Origin of the sequence: Saccharopolyspora sp. 6V (assembly GCF_020176785.1) — a bacterium.
In the GTDB taxonomy this organism is placed as follows: domain Bacteria; phylum Actinomycetota; class Actinomycetes; order Mycobacteriales; family Pseudonocardiaceae; genus Saccharopolyspora_C; species Saccharopolyspora_C gregorii.
The window spans coordinates 1-19,136 of the sequence record NZ_JAIUKB010000028.1; the positions used below are offsets into that span (position 1 = coordinate 1).

At 72.6% G+C, this 19,136-nt stretch carries 14 protein-coding genes; 6 read left to right on the forward strand and 8 right to left on the reverse strand.

Features of this window, described 5'->3' with window-relative positions; translation table 11 throughout:
* Nucleotides 1–353 precede the first annotated feature (353 nt).
* Nucleotides 354–3,593, reverse strand: a complete 3,240-nt coding sequence (locus LCD35_RS06185) for a glycosyltransferase (RefSeq protein ID WP_224962084.1) — start codon at nucleotides 3,591–3,593, stop codon at nucleotides 354–356.
* 186 nt (nucleotides 3,594–3,779) lie between these two features.
* Here LCD35_RS06185 and LCD35_RS06190 point away from each other — a divergent pair, with 186 nt between their 5' ends.
* From LCD35_RS06190 to LCD35_RS06200, 3 genes are read left to right on the forward strand one after another with little or no spacing between them, the layout of a single operon-like run.
* Complete coding sequence (locus LCD35_RS06190; RefSeq protein ID WP_225043893.1) at nucleotides 3,780–4,097, forward strand: hypothetical protein; 318 nt, start codon at nucleotides 3,780–3,782, stop codon at nucleotides 4,095–4,097.
* Nucleotides 4,087–5,556: a cell wall metabolism sensor histidine kinase WalK gene (locus LCD35_RS06195; protein WP_224962089.1), complete on the forward strand. Its 1,470-nt coding sequence runs from the start codon at nucleotides 4,087–4,089 to the stop codon at nucleotides 5,554–5,556. Before LCD35_RS06190 ends, LCD35_RS06195 begins: the two co-directional genes overlap by 11 nt.
* Nucleotides 5,553–6,215, forward strand: a complete 663-nt coding sequence (locus LCD35_RS06200) for a response regulator transcription factor (RefSeq protein WP_224962091.1) — start codon at nucleotides 5,553–5,555, stop codon at nucleotides 6,213–6,215. Before LCD35_RS06195 ends, LCD35_RS06200 begins: the two co-directional genes overlap by 4 nt.
* 713 nt (nucleotides 6,216–6,928) lie before the next feature.
* Here LCD35_RS06200 and LCD35_RS06205 read toward each other — a convergent pair.
* Nucleotides 6,929–8,239, reverse strand: coding sequence for a UDP-glucose/GDP-mannose dehydrogenase family protein (locus LCD35_RS06205; RefSeq protein WP_224962093.1), 1,311 nt, complete (start codon nucleotides 8,237–8,239; stop codon nucleotides 6,929–6,931).
* A 234-nt stretch (nucleotides 8,240–8,473) separates the two neighbouring features.
* On the opposite strand from LCD35_RS06205, the gene LCD35_RS06210 reads away from it, so the two are divergent.
* Complete coding sequence (locus LCD35_RS06210) at nucleotides 8,474–9,232, forward strand: SDR family NAD(P)-dependent oxidoreductase (protein WP_224962095.1); 759 nt, start codon at nucleotides 8,474–8,476, stop codon at nucleotides 9,230–9,232.
* A gap of 37 nt (nucleotides 9,233–9,269) precedes the next feature.
* Nucleotides 9,270–10,313, forward strand: a complete 1,044-nt coding sequence (locus LCD35_RS06215) for an NAD(P)-dependent alcohol dehydrogenase (protein WP_308016886.1) — start codon at nucleotides 9,270–9,272, stop codon at nucleotides 10,311–10,313.
* A 19-nt stretch (nucleotides 10,314–10,332) separates the two neighbouring features.
* On the opposite strand, the gene LCD35_RS06220 is transcribed toward LCD35_RS06215, so the two are convergent.
* A complete protein-coding gene (locus tag LCD35_RS06220; RefSeq protein ID WP_224962099.1) occupies nucleotides 10,333–11,970 on the reverse strand; it encodes a TM0106 family RecB-like putative nuclease in 1,638 nt (545 codons plus the stop codon).
* 219 nt (nucleotides 11,971–12,189) lie between these two features.
* On the opposite strand from LCD35_RS06220, the gene LCD35_RS06225 reads away from it, so the two are divergent.
* On the forward strand, nucleotides 12,190–12,912 hold the full coding sequence (locus tag LCD35_RS06225) for a DUF6474 family protein (RefSeq protein WP_224962101.1): 723 nt from the start codon (nucleotides 12,190–12,192) through the stop codon (nucleotides 12,910–12,912).
* Nucleotides 12,913–12,990: 78 nt separating this feature from the next.
* Here the strand turns inward: LCD35_RS06225 and LCD35_RS06230 are convergent, their stop codons facing one another.
* Genes LCD35_RS06230 through LCD35_RS06250 form a run of 5 tightly spaced genes read right to left on the reverse strand, consistent with a single transcriptional unit; the run spans nucleotide 12,991 to nucleotide 18,274 of the window.
* A complete protein-coding gene (locus tag LCD35_RS06230; RefSeq protein WP_225043894.1) occupies nucleotides 12,991–13,971 on the reverse strand; it encodes a glycine betaine ABC transporter substrate-binding protein in 981 nt (326 codons plus the stop codon).
* 14 nt (nucleotides 13,972–13,985) lie between these two features.
* The gene (locus LCD35_RS06235; RefSeq protein WP_224958791.1) at nucleotides 13,986–14,753 is read right to left on the reverse strand and encodes an ABC transporter permease; all 768 of its coding nucleotides are present in this window, start codon (nucleotides 14,751–14,753) and stop codon (nucleotides 13,986–13,988) included.
* On the reverse strand, nucleotides 14,750–15,961 hold the full coding sequence (locus LCD35_RS06240; protein ID WP_224958792.1) for an ABC transporter ATP-binding protein: 1,212 nt from the start codon (nucleotides 15,959–15,961) through the stop codon (nucleotides 14,750–14,752). The genes LCD35_RS06235 and LCD35_RS06240 overlap by 4 nt, the downstream gene beginning before the upstream one ends.
* The gene (locus LCD35_RS06245; protein ID WP_224958793.1) at nucleotides 15,954–16,601 is read right to left on the reverse strand and encodes an ABC transporter permease; all 648 of its coding nucleotides are present in this window, start codon (nucleotides 16,599–16,601) and stop codon (nucleotides 15,954–15,956) included. Before LCD35_RS06245 ends, LCD35_RS06240 begins: the two co-directional genes overlap by 8 nt.
* Nucleotides 16,598–18,274, reverse strand: a complete 1,677-nt coding sequence (locus tag LCD35_RS06250; protein ID WP_308011284.1) for a BCCT family transporter — start codon at nucleotides 18,272–18,274, stop codon at nucleotides 16,598–16,600. Before LCD35_RS06250 ends, LCD35_RS06245 begins: the two co-directional genes overlap by 4 nt.
* Nucleotides 18,275–19,136 lie beyond the last annotated feature (862 nt).

Sequence of the window (19,136 nt, forward strand, 5' to 3'; positions counted from 1 at the left end):
GTCCAGGGCGGCCGCCCCCCGGGGTAGACGGGGGGGCCCCCCCCCCCCGCGCCCCCCCCCCCCCCCCCCGGCGCCCCCGGCCCCCCCCCCCAACCCCCCCCCCCCCCCCCCCGGGGGTGGGGGGGCCGTTCCACGTCGATGCCCCTGCCCCGTCCGCCGACCCGCCCCGCGCAGCACCGAGGTAGCGGAACGGAACCTCACCGCCCGGCGTTGAACCCGCGTCGCGGTTCTCGGCCATGTCCTGTCAGTGGCGAAGCCGCTGAGCAGCGACCACCCGAGCAACCGGACCACCCGCGGGTTCTCAGCGGGATTCCCGCTGAGGTTCCGCCACCCCACCACGGCGCAAACCGAGTTCACAGCTCCGCATCGAGGAGTTTCGCGATCGCTGCTCGGGATACGTCCGGGCCGAACTGGGCGGCGATGCCCGCCTTGCCCGCCGCGGACAGCCGCGACCAGGTGGGGTCCTCGGTGAGCAGCCGGACCACGGCCGCCGCCAGCCCCGCAGCGTCGTCCGCGACCAGCACGTCCTGCTCCGGCTCCAGGTGCATGCCCTCCATCGCCAGCGTCGTGCCCACCACCGGCACACCCAGCCCGAGGGCCTCCCCCACCTTGCCCTTCACGCCCGCGCCGAAGCGCAGCGGCGCCAGCACGACCCGGCTGCGCTCGTAGAGCGCGGCGAGGTCCGGCACCCAGCCGTGCACCTCGACGCCGTCCCCGGCGAGCGCCAGCACCTCCTCGGTCGGGTTGGAGCCGACGACGTGCAGCACCGCGTCGGGGCACCGCTCGCGCACCAGCGGCAGCACCTCCGCGGCGGCCCACTCCGCGGCGTCCCGGTTCGGCGGGTGGTCGAAGCTGCCGACGAACAGCACGTCGCGGCGGCCGTGCGGGAACTCGGTGCCGTCGCGGACGTCGTGCACGTTGGACAGCACCCGCACGTCGGCGTCCGGAACCAGTTCGCCGAGCAGCTGCTGCTCGGCCTCCGACACCACCAGCGTCACGTCGCAGGAGCGGACCAGGCCGAGCTCCATCTCGCGGGACGCGAACGCCTTGCGCAGCAACGCCTTCGCCACGTCCGGCTCGCCCTGCTCCTCTGCCAGCGCGGCCTGCCGCTGCAACCGGAGGAAGTGCACGTCCACGGTGTCGTAGGCGAGCACGGCCCGCGGCGCGCGGGTGCGCAGCTCCTCCACCAGGCTCCACGCGACCTGCGGGCGGGACAGCACGGCCAGCGAGATCTCCGAGCCCGCCTCGGCGAGGAACGCCTGCTGCAGCTCGGGTTCCGGCAGCACCGTCACCCCGGCCTGCTGCAGCTCGGTGGTGTAGGGCTCCAGCTTCGCGTGGTTGCCGGGGAAGAACACGACCCGCGCGCCGAGCTCCACGAACTGCTCCAGCACGCGGCGGATCCGCACCGAACCGGAGTCGAAGTCGGGGCGCGGCACCTGGTGGTCCTTCACCAGCACGATCGGCCCGTGGTGCCCGCGGGCGCCGCGCTGCCGGGCCAGCCACAGGTTCCGCGGCGAGGCCTCCGGCAGGTGGTCGGCGAGGACCTCCCGCCACTTGTCCACGAACACCTGGCGGTTCAGCTCCTGGTGCCGCTTCACCCCGGTGGACAGGTCGGTGCCGTTGGAGACGCCTTCGTGGTGCACCACCACGGCCTTCGGCTGCACCACGGTGCGGTAGCCGGCGGCGCGCACCGCGAACGCCAGGTCGGTGTCCTCGTAGTAGGCGGGCGCGAAGCGGGTGTCGAAGCCGCCGACCTGGTGGAACACCTCGGCGCGCACCAGGATCGCCGCGCCGGAGCAGTAGTCCACGTCGCGCAGCACGTTGTGCTCGGAGGCGTTCGGTTCCCCGTTGCGCCCCAGGTTCCAGCCGGTGCCGTCGGCCCAGACGATGCCGCCGCACTCCTGCAGGCGGCCGTCCGGGTAGACGAGCTTCGCGCCGACCAGCCCGATCCGCTCGTCGGAGTCCATCGTGGACACGAGCAGGTCCAGCCAGGACTCGGTGACCTCGGCGTCGTTGTTGAGGAAGAACAGGTGCCTGCCGCGCGCGTGCTGCGCGCCGAGGTTGCAGGCGCCGATGAACCCGAGGTTCCGCTCGGCGCGCACCAGCCGGACGCCCTCGCACTCCGCGAGCCGCACCGCGCTGTCGTCCGGGGAGGCGTCGTCCACCACGATCACCTCGAACGGCACCGACACCAGGTGCCCACCGAGGAACCGCAGGCACTGCCGGGTGTAGGGCCACTTGCCGTGCACCGGGACGATCACGCTGACCACCGGGTCGTCGCTGCGCGGCACCGCGACCGGGCCCGTCTCGGGCGCCTGCTCGGCCGCGACCGCGCCGGGCTGCCTGCCGAGGGCGAGCTCGTAGACGTCGCGGCGGGCGGTGCCGCGGGGCGCGACGCGCTCGACGACGGTGCGGTACTTGCGGACGGCGCGCTGCACCAGCGCCGAGTTCTGCGCGACGAGCTCGGCGTTGCGCTCGGCGAGCTCGGCGGCGGTGCGCTCGGCCTCCGCGGTGCGCTGCTCCAGGCGGGTGACGGTGTCGCGGAGCCACTCGATGCGCGCCGCGTCCCGGTCGGCGCCGAGCCGGGCCTGCTCCAGGCCCGCTTCGAGCTCGGTGCGCAGCCGCTGCTGCTCGTGGACCTGCTCGTCGGCGCGGGACTCCTCGGCGCGGCGCAGCTCCTCCAGCCGGGCGACCGCGCCCTTGAGCTCCTCGGCTTCCGCGCGGCTGCGCTGGTAGTGCTCGTTGAGCTTCGCGACGTCGGCTACCGCCTCGTCGCGCTGCTCGATGATCGGCCGCACGTCGGCCTGCCCGGCCCGGCGGGCCAGGGTGAGCTCGTCGTCCAGCAGCACCGCCGCGGCGGGCAGCTTCGGCAACGGCCGGTCCGAGGCCACCCCCAGCAGGTAGGTGTGCGGCAGGCCCTGGCGCACCGACCACGCGCCCGACCCGTCCTGGTGCAGCGTCTGCAACCGGACGCCTTCGATCGCGGTGTCCGGGTCGCCCGGGTCGGCGGGGGTCAGCACCGAGCCGACCGCCGCGTTCTGCCGCAGCACCGCCACGTGCCGGAACGCGCCCTCCAGCAGCGATTCGAACTCGGGGCCGGTGAGCTCCTTGACGTGGAACGGGTTGTCGTTGCCGTGCTCGTGCTGGTAGACGTCCGTGTCCGGGGTGCTGACCAGGAACAACCCGCCCGGTCCGAGGCGGGACCGGACGAGGGCGAGCACCGCGTCGTGCTCGGCGACGTGCTCGATCGCCTCGAAGCACACCACCACGTCGAACGGCTTCTCATCGGCCAGCACGTCCGGGTCGGTGATCGAGCCGGTGCGGAACGAGACGTCGCGGGAGCCGTAGCTCCGGGTGGCGTGCTCCACGGTCGCCGGGTCGACGTCGAGGCCCACGACCTCCGCGCCCTCGGCGGCCAGCAGCGCGGCCCCGTAGCCCTCGCCGCACGCCAGGTCCAGCACCCGCTTGCCGCGGACGAACCGGGCCGCCAGGGCGTACCGGTGGTAGTGCTCGTAGATCACCTGGACGTCGTCGGCCCAGGGCACGCAGCGCTCCCCGGTCCAGTCGATCAGCCGGTCGCCGTCTTCACCCATCGCGCCTGCCCTCGGCCCCAGTACCCGTGCCGGTCCGCGATCGCGGCGGCACCCGTTCGTGGTGCAGGCTAGCCGCTGGGCGGTGCCGCCAGGCGCGGGATCCGCGCAACCTCCGGCGCCCCCGCATGAGAAAGTTCTCATGCCCTTCTCATCCTCCGGTGCCAGGAAGGCGGCGACGATGCGGGCATGAGGCCGGTGAAGAGGTTGCCGCTGCTCATCGCCGCGCTCGCGCTGCCGATCACCGCGGTGCTGCTGGGCTACGCGCTGAGCAACGGCCCGCGCGCCCCGCAGGTGCCTGCCGAGGTGCGCGTCGGCGACCTGGTCGGGCCCGCCCCCAGCAGGCCGGCGACGCCGCCGGTCGTCGCCACCTCGGCGCCCGCCGACCTGCCACCGCCGGAACCGGAGGACGACGACGACGATTCCGATGATCCCGACGACTCCCCCGACGACCCCGACTCCCCGGGCCACCCCGACTCCCCGAGCCGGCCGGACGATGACGACTGAGCAGGCGCGCCGCGGCACCCGCGTCCCCGCCCGCGCCCAGATCATGGGCTGGATGCTGCTGGTGCTGGTCGTGGTGCTGACCGGGATCGTGCTGCTGGTCTGGCGGTTCCTGCACAACGAAGCGATGAACAAGGTCACCGCCGCCCTGGAGCAGGAGGGGCACGAGTTCGTCAACTTCGCCCACGTCGGCCGCGATCCCGCCACCGGCGTGCCGATAGGCGACCCGGAGGTGCTGTTCGAGACCTACCTCGGCCAGCAGTACCCGGACGCGTGGGAAGCGCTCATCGGCACCTGGGACACGCCCACCGGCCTGCAGATGCGGGTGCAGTCGCAGGACAAGGGCACCCGCGCGGCGGTGCACGACCCGGGCCTGCTGGAACGCATCTCGCACTCCGCCGCCCGGGAGGGCACCGCGCGCTCCAGCGCCGGACCGCTGCGCTGGGTGAAGGTGGAGGTGCACACCCGCGACGGCGGGCACGCCTGGTTCATCACCGGGCACTTCACCGCCGCCGACGTGTCCGAGGTGCACGAGGTGGTGCGCACCTTGGTCCTGGTCAGCGCGTTCGGCGTGCTGCTGGCGGCGGCCTCGTCGTGGGTGGTGGCCGGGGCGATCCTGGCGCCGGTGCGGGTGGTGCGGCAGACGGCCGCGGAGATCAGCGAGCACGACCTGACCCGCCGCATCCCGGTGGAGGGCCGCGACGACATCGCGGCGCTGGCCTACCAGTTCAACGCGATGCTCGACCGGCTCGAATCGGCGTTCAGCACGCAGCGCCAGTTCGTCGACGACGCCAGCCACGAGCTGCGCACCCCGATCACCATCGTGCGCGGGCACCTCGAACTGCTCGGGGACGACCCGGAGGAGCGTGACGAGGTGGTGCGGTTGTGCACCGACGAGCTGGACCGGATGACCCGCATCGTGGAGGACCTGCTGATGCTGGCCAAGGCGGACCGGCCCGACTTCGTGCACCCCGCCGAGGTGTCGCTGGCCGAGCTCACCAGCGACATCGACGCGAAGGTGCGCTCCATCGCGGACCGGCGCTGGGTGCTGGAGAGCATCGGCGAGGGCGACGTGGTGGTGGACGCGCAGCGGCTCACCCAGGCCGTGGTGCAGCTGGCGCAGAACGCGGTGCAGCACACCGAGGACGGCTCGGAGATCCGCATCGGCTCGGCGCTGAGCCTGGGCCGGTTGACGCTGTGGGTCACCGACCGCGGGCCGGGGGTGGACCCGGCCGAGGTGGAGCAGATCTTCGCCCGGTTCGCGCACGGCAGCGGTCCCGGCCGCGGTGGCGCCGGGTTGGGGCTGGCGATCGTCGCCGCCATCGCCGAAGCGCACCAGGGGCGGGTGCGGGTGCTGTCCGAACCCGGGAACGGGGCCACCTTCGGCCTCGACCTGCCCGCCTGGCCGGGCGCGGTGCCCGGCCTCGTCCCGCCCGCGACCACCGAGGAGGCCAAACCGTGAGCAAGATCCTGATCGTCGAGGACGAGGCGCGCATCGCGGCGTTCCTGGAGAAGGGGCTGCGCGCCAACGGCTTCGGCACCTCGGTCGCCGGGGACGGCGCCACCGCGCAGGAGCTGCTGCTCGGCGGCAACCACGACCTGGCCGTGCTCGACCTGGGGCTGCCCGGCAAGGACGGGTTCTCGGTGCTGCAAGCGGTGCGTGCGCAGCGGATCACCCTCCCGGTGATCATCCTGACGGCGCGGGACTCGGTGCACGACACCGTCGCCGGGCTGGAGGGCGGCGCCGACGACTACATGACCAAGCCGTTCCGGTTCGAGGAGCTGCTGGCGCGGGTCCGGCTGCGGCTGCGCTCGGCGGACCGCGCGCCGGACGTGGCGGTGCTGCGCGACGGCGACCTGTCGCTGGACCTGCGGACCCGGCGCGCCCAGCTGCCGGACGCGACGGTCGACCTGACCGCCCGCGAGTTCGCGATGCTGGAGCTGTTCCTGCGGCACACCGGCCAGGTGCTGTCCCGGGAGCAGATCCTGTCCCACGTCTGGGGCTACGACTTCGACCCCGGTTCGAACGTGGTGGACGTGTACGTGCGGGCGCTGCGCCGCAAGATCGGCAGCGAGCGGATCCGCACGGTCCGCGGCATGGGCTACCGCCTCGGTTCCTGAGACCCGATCCGGTCGGTGGCGCGGTTCCGGGGGCCCTCGGCGTCACCCTGGGTCGCGGTGGCCGGTGCCCGTCCGGGATGCCCGGCGGTGCCGTGGTCGCGCTCCGCGCCGAGTTGTGCACACCTGTGGACAACTTCGTCCACACCTGTGCACAACCGGGCGCGGAGCGGGTGCCGCGCACCCCCGGGAGCTCGGGGAACGGAGTTGTCCACAGGCTGTGGAAGGAATGTTTGCGCTGGCCCGGTGGTGCGGGCGCGCGTTCACCGGCCGGTCGTCCCACGGTTCCGCGCCGGACCGCCACCGGCCCACCACCACCGGCCCGGCGCACGGCCCGCGGGCCGCCCGTCCACAACCCCCGCGGCGCCGGGAACGACCCGCCCCGACGTCCGGCACCGCCCCTCCGGCCTCACCCGTCCCAGCAGCGTCCCGTGCCCCAGGGTGACCACCTCACCCCCCGCGCAGCCCCGGCGGAGCGGCGGACCGCCCGCCTTCGCCGCTCCCCAGCGGCCCGTTGCTGTTTCTTGTCAGCGGCGAAGCCGATGAGCGGCGACCACGTACCCAGGCCGACCACCCGCGGGTTCTCAGCGGTTCCCTCGCGAGGACAGCGATTTCTCATGTGGCGGAGCCACCTGTGAAATCGATCCCGCAGCGAGGGGACCGCTGAGGTTCCGCCACCCGAGCACTGCGCGGACCGAGTCCAACAGAAAAGGCACTCAGCCGACGGGGAGCCTGCCCACGCCGCGCCAGGAGATCCCGGCCCGCCGCAGCACGTCCGGGTCCAGGTGGTTGCGGGTGTCCACCACGACCGGCCCGGCGAGCAGGCCCGCCACCCGCGGCCAGTCCAGCGCGCGGAACTGCTGCCACTCGGTGAGCACGACCAGCCCGGCGGAGCCCTTCGCCGCTTCGTACGGGTCGTCCACCAAGGTCACCACGTCCCGCAGCGGCGCCTCGTCGCCGCGCAGCCCCGGGTCGCAGGCCACGAGTTCCGCGCCGCGCGCGGCCAGCAGCTCCGCCACCGCCAGTGCCGGGGAATCCCGCAGGTCGTCGGTGCCCGCCTTGAACGTGAGGCCCAGCAACCCCAGCCGCACCCCGTCGAGCGAGCCGGCCACGCCGACCCCGCACGCGTCGGCGACCTTCGCGACCATCTGCTCCCGCTGCCGCGCGTTCGAGTCGATCGCGGCGCCGAGCAGTTCGAAGTCGAACCCGACGGACTGCGCCACCTGCAGCAGCGCGGCCGTGTCCTTGGGCAGGCAGGAGCCGCCCCAGCCGGGCCCGGGCTGCAGGAACGACTGCCCGATCCGCCGGTCGTAGCCCATGCCCTCGGTGACGTCCGAGATGTTGGCGCCCAGCCGCTCGCACAGCTCCGCGACCGCGTTCACGTAGGACAGCTTCGTCGCGAGGAAGCAGTTCGCCGCGTACTTGACCATTTCGGCGCTCGGCGCGTCGGTGAGCACCGTCGGCGCGCCCAGCCGGGCGTAGAGCGCGGCGACCCGCTCGGCGGCGTCCTGCGAGGCGGAGCCCACCACGATCCGGTCCGGGTTCAGGAAGTCGTGCACCGCGGAGCCCTCGCGCAGGAACTCCGGGTTCGACACCACGGCCACGTCGGGGCGGCCGACGAGCTCGGCGACCCGCGCCGAGGTGCCCACCGGCACCGTCGACTTGCACACCAGCACGCACCCGGCCGGCAGCTCGGTGGCGACCTCGGCGACGACCGATTCGACGGCGGCCAGGTCCGCGCCACCGCCGGAGCCCATCGGCGTGGGCACGCACAGGAACACCACTTCGGCGTCGGCGACCGCACCGGCCGAGCCGAGCACGAACTCCAGCCGCCCGGCCGCGATGCCCTCGGCGACGAGCTCGCCCAACCCGGGTTCGAGGATGCCGACCTCGCCGCGGGACAGCCGGGCGACCTTCGCGGCGTCCACATCGCTGCACACCACCCGGTGTCCCAGCGACGCCAGGCAGGCGCCGGTCGTCAACCCGACGTACCCCGTCCCGACGACCACGATCCGGCGAGCGAACACGGCGACCTCCACAGCGGCGGCCCGACCGGGAAATCCCCAGTTCGGGAAGCTGACCTCGCTCGAATCGTGGCACACCGGCCGGGCGGGGAAGGCCGCTTCGGCAACTGTTCACGCGCTGCTGCTCGGGTGGTGACGCAGCGGTGCACGGCAGTTCACGACCCGATCAGTACTGCACAACCGCGCCCAGTACTGGTTGACTACGAGCGCATCGCGATCGACACCGAGGAGAGACCCATGCAGATCACCGGCACCGCCGCCATCGTCACCGGCGCCGCCTCCGGGCTCGGCGCGGCCACCGCCCGCGCGCTCGCCGAACGGGGCGCGCACGTGTTCGGCGTGGACCTGCCGGACTCGGTGACCGCGGCGCCGCCCGTCGACGGCATCACCTACACCGCCGCCGACGTCACCGACGCCGACCAGGTCGGCACCGCCGTCGAGCAGGCCGCGGGCGCCGGGGTGCCGCTGCGGATCGTGGTGAACTGCGCCGGGATCGGGCCGTCCGCGCGGATCAGCGGCAAGCAGGGCCCGCACGACCTCGACCTGTTCCGCAAGGTCCTGGAGATCAATCTGCTGGGCACCTTCAACGTGCTGCGGCTGGCCGCCGCGGCGATCCGCGAGACCGAACCCGACCGGGAGGGGCAGCGCGGCGTCGTCATCAACACCGCCTCCGTCGCCGCCTTCGACGGGCAGATCGGCCAGGTCGCCTACGCGGCCTCCAAGGGCGGGGTGGCGAGCCTGACGCTGCCCGCCGCCCGCGACCTGGCCTCCGCCGGGATCCGGGTGATGACCATCGCTCCCGGCATCGTGGACACCCCGATGCTGGCCACCGTCAGCGAGGAGTTCCGCGCCGGGCTCGCCGCCGGGGTGCCGTTCCCGAAGCGGCTCGCCGTGCCGGGCGACTACGCGAAGCTCGCGGTCGGCATCGTCGAGCACGACTACCTCAACGGTGAGGTCATCCGCATGGACGGCGCGCTGCGGATGCCGCCAAAATGATCAGCCAGGTGATCCGGATCGGGGAGGGCGCTCGCGAATGGGCTCGATGAAGGCCGTGCAGTACCGCAAGGTCGGTTCCAGGCCGGAGGTCGTCGAGATCCCCGTCCCCGAACCGGGCCCCGGCCAGGTGCTGCTGCGCGTCGAGGCCGCGGGCGTCTGCCACTCCGACTTCACCGTGATGAGCTGGCCCGCCGAGGGCTTCCCGTACCCGCTGCCGCTGACCCTCGGCCACGAGGGCGCGGGCACCGTCGCCGCCGTCGGGCGCGGCGTCACCGCGGTGGCCGAGGGCGAGCAGGTCGCGGTGTACGGGCCGTGGGGCTGCGGCGGCTGCCGGCAGTGCGCCACCGGCATGGAGAACTACTGCACCCGCACCGCCGAGCTCGGCGTGGTGGCGCCCGGGCTCGCCGCCCCGGGCGCGATGGCCGAGTACATGGTGGTCGACGACCCGCGGCACCTGGCGCCGCTGGACGGGCTGGACCCGGTGGTGGCGGCCCCGCTGACCGACGCGGGCCTCACCCCGTACCACGCGATCAGCCGCTCGCTGCCGAAGCTGGTGGCGGGCAGCACCGCCGTGGTGATCGGCGTCGGCGGGCTCGGGCACCTCGGCGTGCAGCTGCTGCGGGCGCTGACCCCCGCCCGGATCGTCGCGATCGACCTGGCCGAGGAGCCGCTGGAGCTGGCGCGGCGGGTCGGTGCGCACGAGGTGCTGCGCTCGGACGAGCACGCCGCCCGGCGGGTCCGCGAGCTGACCGGCGGGCGCGGCGCCGAGCTCGTCGTCGACTTCGTCGGCGCGGAACCCACGGTGCGCACCGCGGCGGAGTGCGTCGGCATCGCCGGGGACGTCACGCTCGTCGGGGTCGGCGAGGGCCGGCTGCCGGTGGCGTTCGGCGCGGTGCCGTTCGGGGTGTCGGTGGCGGCGCCCTGCTGGGGCGGGCGCGCCGAGCTGCTGGACGTGCTGGCGCTGGGCCGCTCCGGCGCCATCTCGGTGCACACCGAGACCTTCCCGCTGGAGCAGGCACCCGAGGTCTACGAGCGGCTCCACCACGGGGACATCACCGGCCGGGCGGTCCTCGTCCCGTGATCGGTCCGGCCGGACCGGGTCAGAGGTCCTCGGTGAACGGGATCTCCCCCGCTTCGGGCGAGGTCATCCAGCGGCGGACGGCGAGGGTGGCGCGGACGTCGTCCTCGTTGTACTCCAGCAGCCGCCGCCGCTGCGACGGCTCGGGCCGCTGCCCGTCGAGGCCCACGGCGTCCCGGTACCAGCGCATCGAGTTCTCCCCGCTGGCCTCCGGGTCCCGCCAGGCGAACCCGGCGCTGGGCGCGATCACCTTGAGCCCCTTGCCCTGCGGGCACAGGAACTGGTCGCGGACGGCGGCGAACAGGTCGACCCACTCGCCGGAGCCGATGAACCGGCGCACCTCGGACACCTCGGGGATGCCGGGCTTGCCCGCGAACCGCTCGGCGGAGGACAGCATCCAGCGGTTCTCGGCGAGCTCGTTGTAGCAGTAGGCGCGGAAGGTGAGGCCGCGCGCGTGCGCCCGCTCGCGGACGGCGGTGAACCAGCACCAGAACTCGGCGAACGAGCGGGCCTCGTCGTCGGAGGGCAGCGGGTCCCAGGTGACGAACGCGCGGTAGCCCGGTTCCTCGTCGACGTCGACGCCGGAGAGCCAGCAGCCCCACATGTAGGCGCCGGAGTCGGCGTAGCTCTCCATGTCGACGTCGATCTCCACGTCGGCGCGCGGCACGTCGAGCTCGCGGACGCGGCGGACCAGCGGGAGGTCGCGCAGCCACGCCTTCGCCAGCAGCACGGCCTCGGCGGTGCGGGCGGCGCCGAGCGCGGTGCCCGCGCCCCGCTCGGGGGTCATGGCCGCGAGGTCGTCGACGGTGTGCACGTCGGCGCCGCGCAGCGCGGTGGCGTCCTCGCCGCGCACGACGAGGCTCACGTCCCGGGCGTCGCGCAGTTCGGCCGAGCAGGTCGGCCACCACGGGCAGCCCTTGCACTCGGTGACGCGGGACGGCAGGGCGAGCGGTTCGGCGCCGGTCGCGGCGGCGGTGGCGACGGCGACCCGGTCGGTGAACCGGGCGTCGTACTCGGCGAGCGCGGTGCGGCCGCCCGGCCAGTTCGGGGCGAGCAGGTCGTGCCAGACGACGACGTCGCCGTCGACGCCGATGACGCCGCCGGTGGGGTTGCCGGGCGCGGCCATCCCGCACGCGGCGAGCAGCCGCACCAGGTGGGCGAGCCGCAGCTGGTCCCGGGGCTGGGACCGCACCTTGCGCCGCGGGTCCCGCCGCGCCGAGCCGGGCAGCGGGTCCTCCACCGGGGAGGTGCGGGCGCCGTTGCCGGGGTCGGTGGTCTTGTGCCGCACCACCAGCACCGGCAGGTAGCCGGAGTCGACGCGCACCAGCAGGTCGATGCCGCCGAACCGGCCGGCTTCGGGGTCGGCGGGCAGCTGCGCGCCGGAGATGAAGCGGACGCCGTCCCGCATCGCGGTGAGCGTCTCCCGTTCGCGCTGCCGCCTGCTCGCATCGCGGGGGACGCGCGCCCAGGACTCGCCGAGCGCGGCTTCGAGCCGGTCGGCGATGGCGCGGCGGTGGTCGGCGGCGTCGCTGACGCGCTGCTCGATGCCCGGGTCCACGGGTGCTTTCGGCAGGTCGCGGGCCTGCGGGTCGTTGTCGAGGTGCACCCTCCTGCGGCATCGCGTGACCACGCCCGCGTCGAGCAGCACCTCGTTCTCCACGCCCCGCAGCGTAGGCCGTGCCCCCGACGATCGCGCCCATCACCCCGGTGACGCAGCTGCACGAGTGGTGACTCGGCGTGCACATCTGGTAGATCACTCGCGCTTCCGGTCAACCGGCAGCCGCCGCCGCGACTCCTTACAGTGATCCGCGAGCGAGGTGAAGCCCCAGGTCGGGGCATCGGCACGGCGCGGACCGCGCCGGAACAGCAGGAGGCGGCGATGACGCGACGCGAACCGGCCACCGCAGCACTGACCACCGAGGTGCTCGACACCGAGCCGCTCACCGGCGGGGACACCGGCGGGGACGTGCGCTCGGCCGCCAAGCAGGTCAAGAAGGTCGCCAAGCTGGAGGCGAAGGCCGCCCAGCAGCGGACCAGGACGGCCAAGGAGGGCACCAAGGCCGTCAAGCAGGGGGCCAAGGCGGAGACCAAGGCCGCCAAGCAGGAGGCGAAGGCCGCGGCCAAGGCCGCCAAGCGGGACGAGAAGGCGCGCAAGAAGGGCGAGCACGGCCGGTTCACCCCCGGCGACGCCCGCAAGGCCGTCGGCGTCGCCAAGATCCTCGGCCCGGCGCTGGCCCCCTACGCGTGGCAGGCGTTCACCGCCGCGCGGGACGGTTACGACCGGGCCCGCGCGCGGCGGCTCGGCGTGCCCGTCGACGATCTGGGCCGGTTCACCGGGCGCGGGGCGGCGCTGCACGCCCGCATCGCCGGGGACGCGGAGGCGCTGCGCGACCTGCGCACCCGCACCGGCGGCCGCAGCGCCGCCGAGATCTCGCCGGTGGAGAAGTTCGCCGACCAGGCCGAGAGCAGGCTGGGCCAGCTCACCAGCGCCGTCCGCGCGGCCGAGCACATGCCCGCCCCGCGCCGCCGCGCCGCGCACCGCGCGGTGACCGGCGAGCTGGACCGCATCGAGGCCGACCTGCTCCAGCGCCTCGGCGTCTGATCGGACCGGGCAGCACGACGGCCGGGCCGGTCGCTCCACGAACGGAGCGACCGGCCCTGCCGCGTCGGAGGCGGGTCGTCAGAGCGTGACGAACCCCTGCCGCACCATCCAGTCGCGGGCGACGTCGGCCGGGTCCCGGCCGTCCACGTCGACCCCGGCGTTGAGGTCCAGCAGCTCCTGGTTGTTCAACCGGTCCGAGATCGGCTGGAACACGTCCTCCAGCTGCGGGTACTTCTCCAGCATGTCGACCCGCACCGTGACGGCCAGGTTGTAGCGCGGGAAGAACTTCTTGTCGTCCTCCAGCACCTTCAGGTCCAGCGCCTGGATCCGGCCGTCGGTGGTGAACACCTCACCGAAGTTGCAGGCCTTGCCGGTCGCCGTGGCCGTGTAGATGGTGCCGGTGTTCAGCGTCTCCACCCGGCCCGGATCGACCGCGAACCCGTAGGTCTCCGCGACGCCCGGCATGCCGTCGTTGCGGCTGGCGAACTCGCTCTCCAGGCAGAACGACAGCTCGTCCGGCTTCTCCTGGCCGAGCCGCTTGAGGTCGGACAGCGTGTGCACGCCGAGCCGGTCCGCGTTCTCCCGGTTCAGCGCGAGCGCGTAGGTGTTGTCCGAGTTCAGCGACGGCGCGAACCAGGTGACCCCGTTCTGCTCGATGTCGAGCTTGCGCACCGCCTCGTACTGGGCGATCGCGTCCGGGATCGGGTCGGTCTTGCCGTTGTAGCTGATCCAGGACGAGCCGGTGTACTCCCACACCACGTCGATCTGCTTGCTGACCAGCGCGTTGCGGGCGCTCGCGGAACCGGTGATGTTGCTCAGGTCCCGCACGTCCGCACCGGCGGCCACCAGCGCGAATTCGGCGATGTAGGCCAGCACGATCTGCTCGGTGAAGTCCTTGGAGCCGACGGTGAGCGGGACGCCTTCCAGCTCCGGGACCAGCTTGATCGAGCCGGGCCGGACGCTCAGCGGCACCGACGAGCCCGAGCTGAGCCCGCAGCCGGTGAGCGCCGCGCCCGCCGCGGCGGCCGAGAACAGCTTCAGCGCGCCTCGGCGGGACATCGGTGTTCCACGCATCATCGGAGCCCCCTCGGTGACAGGTACCGCTCGGCGAGCCCGCCGAGCCAGTCGACCAGCAGGGCCAGCGCCATGGCCAGCACCGCGCCGACGGAGAGCACCGTCCAGTTGCTCAGCTTGTACCCGGTGTCGATCAGCTCGCCGAGCCCGCCCGCGCCGACGAACCAGGCCAGCGTGGCGGTCCCGACCGCCAGCACCAGCGCGGTCCGCAGCCCGGCCAGGATGAACGGCACGGCCAGCGGCAGTTCGATGCGGACGAGCACCGAGAACCCGGACATGCCGATACCGCGCCCCGCGTCGATCAGCGACGGGTCGACCTGCTGGAGGCCGACCAGGGTGTTGCGCAGCACCGGCAGCAGGGCGTACACGGCGATCGGCAGCGTCGCGATCCAGAACCCGGTGGTTCCGTTGGTGAGCAGGAAGAACAGCACCAGCAGACCGACCGACGGCGCCGCCTGGCCCATGTTCGCCAGACCGATGATCAGCGGGCTCACCCGCCGCGCCCACGACCGGCTGAGCAGCATGCCCAGCGGCACCGCGACCAGCACCACGATCAACGCGACCGCCACGCTCATCAGCAGGTGCTGCCAGGTGAGCGTGAGCAGCGTGGAGGCGGTGATGTTCCGACTGGTGACGACGTTGTCCCGGTGGGTGAACGCCACGCCGACGACGACCACGACCAGCAGCAGCGCCACGAGCGGCTGCGCGAACAGGCGCAGCCGTTCCGCGGTGCGGGACCCGGAGTCGGCGGCGTAGGAACCGCTCATGACCGGTCCCCGGCGTCGGCGGGCTGATCGGCGTGGTCGTCGGCGTGCTCCTCGCGGAGGTCCTTGATCGTCGTCATCACGGTGTCGATGTCGACGACGCCGACGTACTCCCCGCGCGACCCGGTGACCACGGCGACGCCGTCGTCGTCGGTGAGGATGGCCTCCAGCGCGTCCTGCAGCGTGGAGGCGGGCGAGACGCTGTCCTCCACGGCGCGGCCGGCCCGCTCCAGCGAGGAGACGGCACCGGCTTCGCGGGCGGTGGCCCAGCGCAGCGGCCGCTTGCGGCGGTCCAGCACGAGGCCGATGGCGCCGCGCCGGGTGCCGAGGCGTTCCTGCAGCGCGCTGGGCTGCTCGTCGATCCCGGCGGTCGGCACCTGGCCGAGTTCGATCTCCCGCACCCGGCGCAGCGTGAGCTGCTTGAGCGCGGCACCGGCGCCGACGAAGCCCGCGACGGTGTCGTCGGCCGGGTTCGCCAGGATCGCCTCGGGCGTGTCGTACTGCAGGATCTTCGACCGCTCGCCGAGCACCGCGATGCGGTCGCCGAGCTTGACGGCCTCGTCGAAGTCGTGGGTGACGAACACGATCGTCTTGCCCAGGTCGGCCTGCAGCCGCATCAGCTCGTCCTGCAGCACGCCGCGGGTGATCGGGTCCACCGCGCCGAACGGCTCGTCCATCAGCAGCACCGGCGGGTCGGCCGCCAGCGCCCGGGCCACGCCCACGCGCTGCTGCTGCCCGCCGGAGAGCTGCCGCGGGTAGCGGCCGCGGTACTCGGCGGGGTCCAGGCCGACCAGGTCGAGCATCTCGTCGACCCGCTCCACGGTCCGCTGCTTGGTCCAGCCGACCAGGCCGGGCACCATGCCCACGTTCTCGCCCACCGTCATGTGGGGGAACAGCCCGGCCTGCTGGATCGAGTAGCCGATCTCGCGGCGCAGCTTGTCCGGGTCCAGGCCGAGCACGTCCTGGCCGCCGATGGTGATCCGGCCCGAGGTGGGCTCGATCAACCGGTTGATCATGCGCATGGTGGTGGTCTTGCCGCTGCCCGAGGGGCCCACGAACACGACGGTCTCACCGGCGGGGATCGTCATGGTGACCGATTCGACCGCGGACAGCTTCTGGCCCGGGTACCGCTTGGAGACCTCCTCCAGGCGGATTTCGACGCCGTGACCGCCGGCGCGGTCGTCGGTGTCGGGCTTGTTGTTCTCAGCCACGAATACCTCTCGAAGTCGTCAGGCGTCCGAGCAGCACGAACACCGCGTCCAGCAGCAGCGCCAGCACGATCACGCCGAGCGTGCCCGCGAGCGCCATGTTCAACGCGTTCGCGCTGCCGAGGCCGGACAGGCCGCTGAAGATCAGGTTGCCGAGGCCGGGCCCCTTCGCGTACGCGGCGATGGCGGCGATGCCCATCAGCATCTGGGTGCTCACCCGCATGCCGGCGAGGATCCCGGGCCAGGCGAGCGCCAGTTCGATCCTGGTCAGCACCCGGAACCGGTTCATGCCGATGCCGCGCGCGGCATCCAGGATCGGCTGGTCGACTGTAGACAGCCCGACGATGGTGTTGCGGACGATCGGCAGCAGCGCGTACAGCACCAAGGTCACCACCGACGGCGCGACGCCCAGCCCCAGCACGGGGATGAGCAGGCCGAACAGGGCGAACGAGGGGATGGTCAGCACTGCGCTGGACAGGGCGGTGGCCACCGCGGCCCCGGCGGGGCTGCGGTACACCGCAACCCCGACCAGGACGCCGACGATGGTCGCCAGCACGATGCACTGCACCACCATGCTGGCGTGCTGGTAGGAGTCCACCAGCAGTTGCTGCCACCTGGAAGCGACGTAATCCAGGAAACTCACGTGGTGGCCGCCCCCGGTTTCGCCGCCGACTCGCCCGAGCCGCCCTCGGCGCCGTCCTCCTCGGTCTCCGCGGGAGTCGTGACGAGCTGGAACTCGCCGTCGTGCTCCTCGGTACCGGCGATGACGGCCTGCTCCAGGACCTCGGCGCCCTTCTCGTCCCGCAGCGTCATCTCATCGCTGCGCAGGTCCTTGGTGAGCGCCACGCACAGCAGCACCATGACGATCGCGAACGGCAGCGCACCCATGAACGTCAGGTTCTGGATGCCCGAGAGCGCGTCGTCCTCGCCACCGCCGATCACCAGCATGATCGCGGCGACCGCACCGGTCGCGGCACCCCAGAAGATGACCACCCAGCGGCTCGGCTCGATGGAGCCGCGCTGCGAGAGGGTGCCCATGACCACCGAGGCGGCGTCGGCACCGGACACGAAGAAGATCGCGACCAGGATCATCACCAGCACCGAGGTGACCAGCGGCAGCGGCAGGTGCTCCAGCACCGTGAAGGTCTGCGCCTCGGCGCCGCCGTTGACGATGGCCGGGTCGGCCTTGCCGGTGTCGATCGCGGCACCGCCGAAGATCGCGAACCAGATGAGGCTCACCACGCTGGGCACCAGCAGCACGCCGCCGATGAACTGGCGGATCGTGCGGCCGCGGCTGATCCGGGCGATGAACATGCCGACGAAGGGCGTCCAGGAGATCCACCACGCCCAGTAGAAGACCGTCCAGCTGGACAGCCACGAGTGCATCTCGTCGCCACCGGTCGCACCGGCGCGGGAGGCCATCTCGCCGAAGTCGCTGATGTACGCGCCCAGCGAGGTCGGCAGCAGGTTCAGGATCAGCACGGTCGGGCCGGCCACGAACACGAAGATCGCCAGCACCGCCGCGAGCACCATGTTGATGTTCGACAGCCACTGGATGCCCTTGGAGACGCCGGACACCGCGGAGGCGATGAAGCAGATCGTCAGCACGACGATGATCAGCACCAGCAGCACGGTGCTGGTCTGCCCGATCCAGCCCGCGGCCTGCATGCCCGACTGGATCTGCAGCGTGCCCAGGCCCAGCGAGGCGGCCGAGCCGAACAGCGTGGCGAACAGCGCCAGGATGTCGATCAGCTTGCCGATCGGGCCCTCGGCGTTGCGCTTGCCGATCAGCGGCATGAACACCGCGCTGATCAGCTGCTTGCGACCGCGGCGGAAGCTGCTGTACGCGATCGCCAGCCCGACCACCGCGTAGATCGCCCACGGGTGCAGGGTCCAGTGGAACAGCGAGGTCGCCATCGCGGTGCCCACCGCCGCATCGGTACCGCCTTCGACGGTGCCGGGGGGCGGGGTCATGAAGTGCGTCAGCGGTTCGCTGACGCCGTAGAACATCAGGCCGATGCCCATGCCGGCGCTGAACATCATGGCGATCCAGGAGATCGTCCTGAACTCCGGCTTCTCACCGTCAGCACCCAGCGGGATGCGCCCGTACCGGCTGAACGCCAGGAACAGGGCGAAGATGACGAAGCCCGTGGCGGCGAGGACGAAGCCCCAGCCGGTGTTGGTGACCAGCCACTCCAGCGCGCTCTCGGCGAAGCCGCTCAGCGACTCGGTGCCCACCGACCCCCACGCCACCAGGATGAACATGATGGCGGCGGTGACTCCGAAGACGGTCCAGTCCGTCCTCGGCTTGCCGATGAACTCGGGTGACCCCGATGGTTCCGTTGCGTGGCCCGACGAGCCACCCTCTCGTAGATCTGCTTCAGTCGACACAGGTTCCGGCGCCCGAACTCGCGACGCCCCCTCCTCTCCGTACCTCACGTCACGACGGCCGGAACACTATTCACCTGTCACTGTCTGCTCGTGCAGGAAGAATTCCCGACCGTCCGCAACCCATAAACCGTGACCCATTCGGCGGATCAAGGCAAGCTCACTTGCGCTCAGCGTGGCCGAACCGACATCTAGGCTGGACATCCGTGGCGACCCGTTCCATCCCTGCGCGTGGCGCTGCTCGTGCGCTGCGCGGGCTGGTACTGACGGCCACCTCGGCGTCACTATCAGTAGCCGCACATGCAGCCGCGGGTGGTTCCACACCCGATCTCGGAACCACCATTTTGATCACCGCCTTGTTGTCCGGAGCCGGGTTGGCGCTCGCCGACCGCAGGCGAGGGTTGTGGAGCATTGTAGGGGCAGTCGGTGTCGGGCAGGTGTCACTTCACTTGTTCCTGCAGCTAGCGGCCTCGCACTCGGACTCGGCACCCCTGCGCGGACTGCCACTGGACCCCGTTACGATGACCCTGGGTCACGTCCTCGCGGGGCTCCTGGTAGCCGTCCTGCTGCACCGGGCCGAGGATGCACTCTTTGTAATCGTTTCAACCTTAAGGCTGACGCTTCCGCGGAAGATGCCAGCGCCGTTACCGCCTGTAACGACCAGATTCGCGATCTGCCTCCCGGCGGAGCCGCTCCTCCTGATCGAACAACTGATCCGGCAGCGGATCCACGCTCTGCGCGGACCGCCGGAACCGCCGAACGGCGGACCGGGATGACACCGAACGGCACC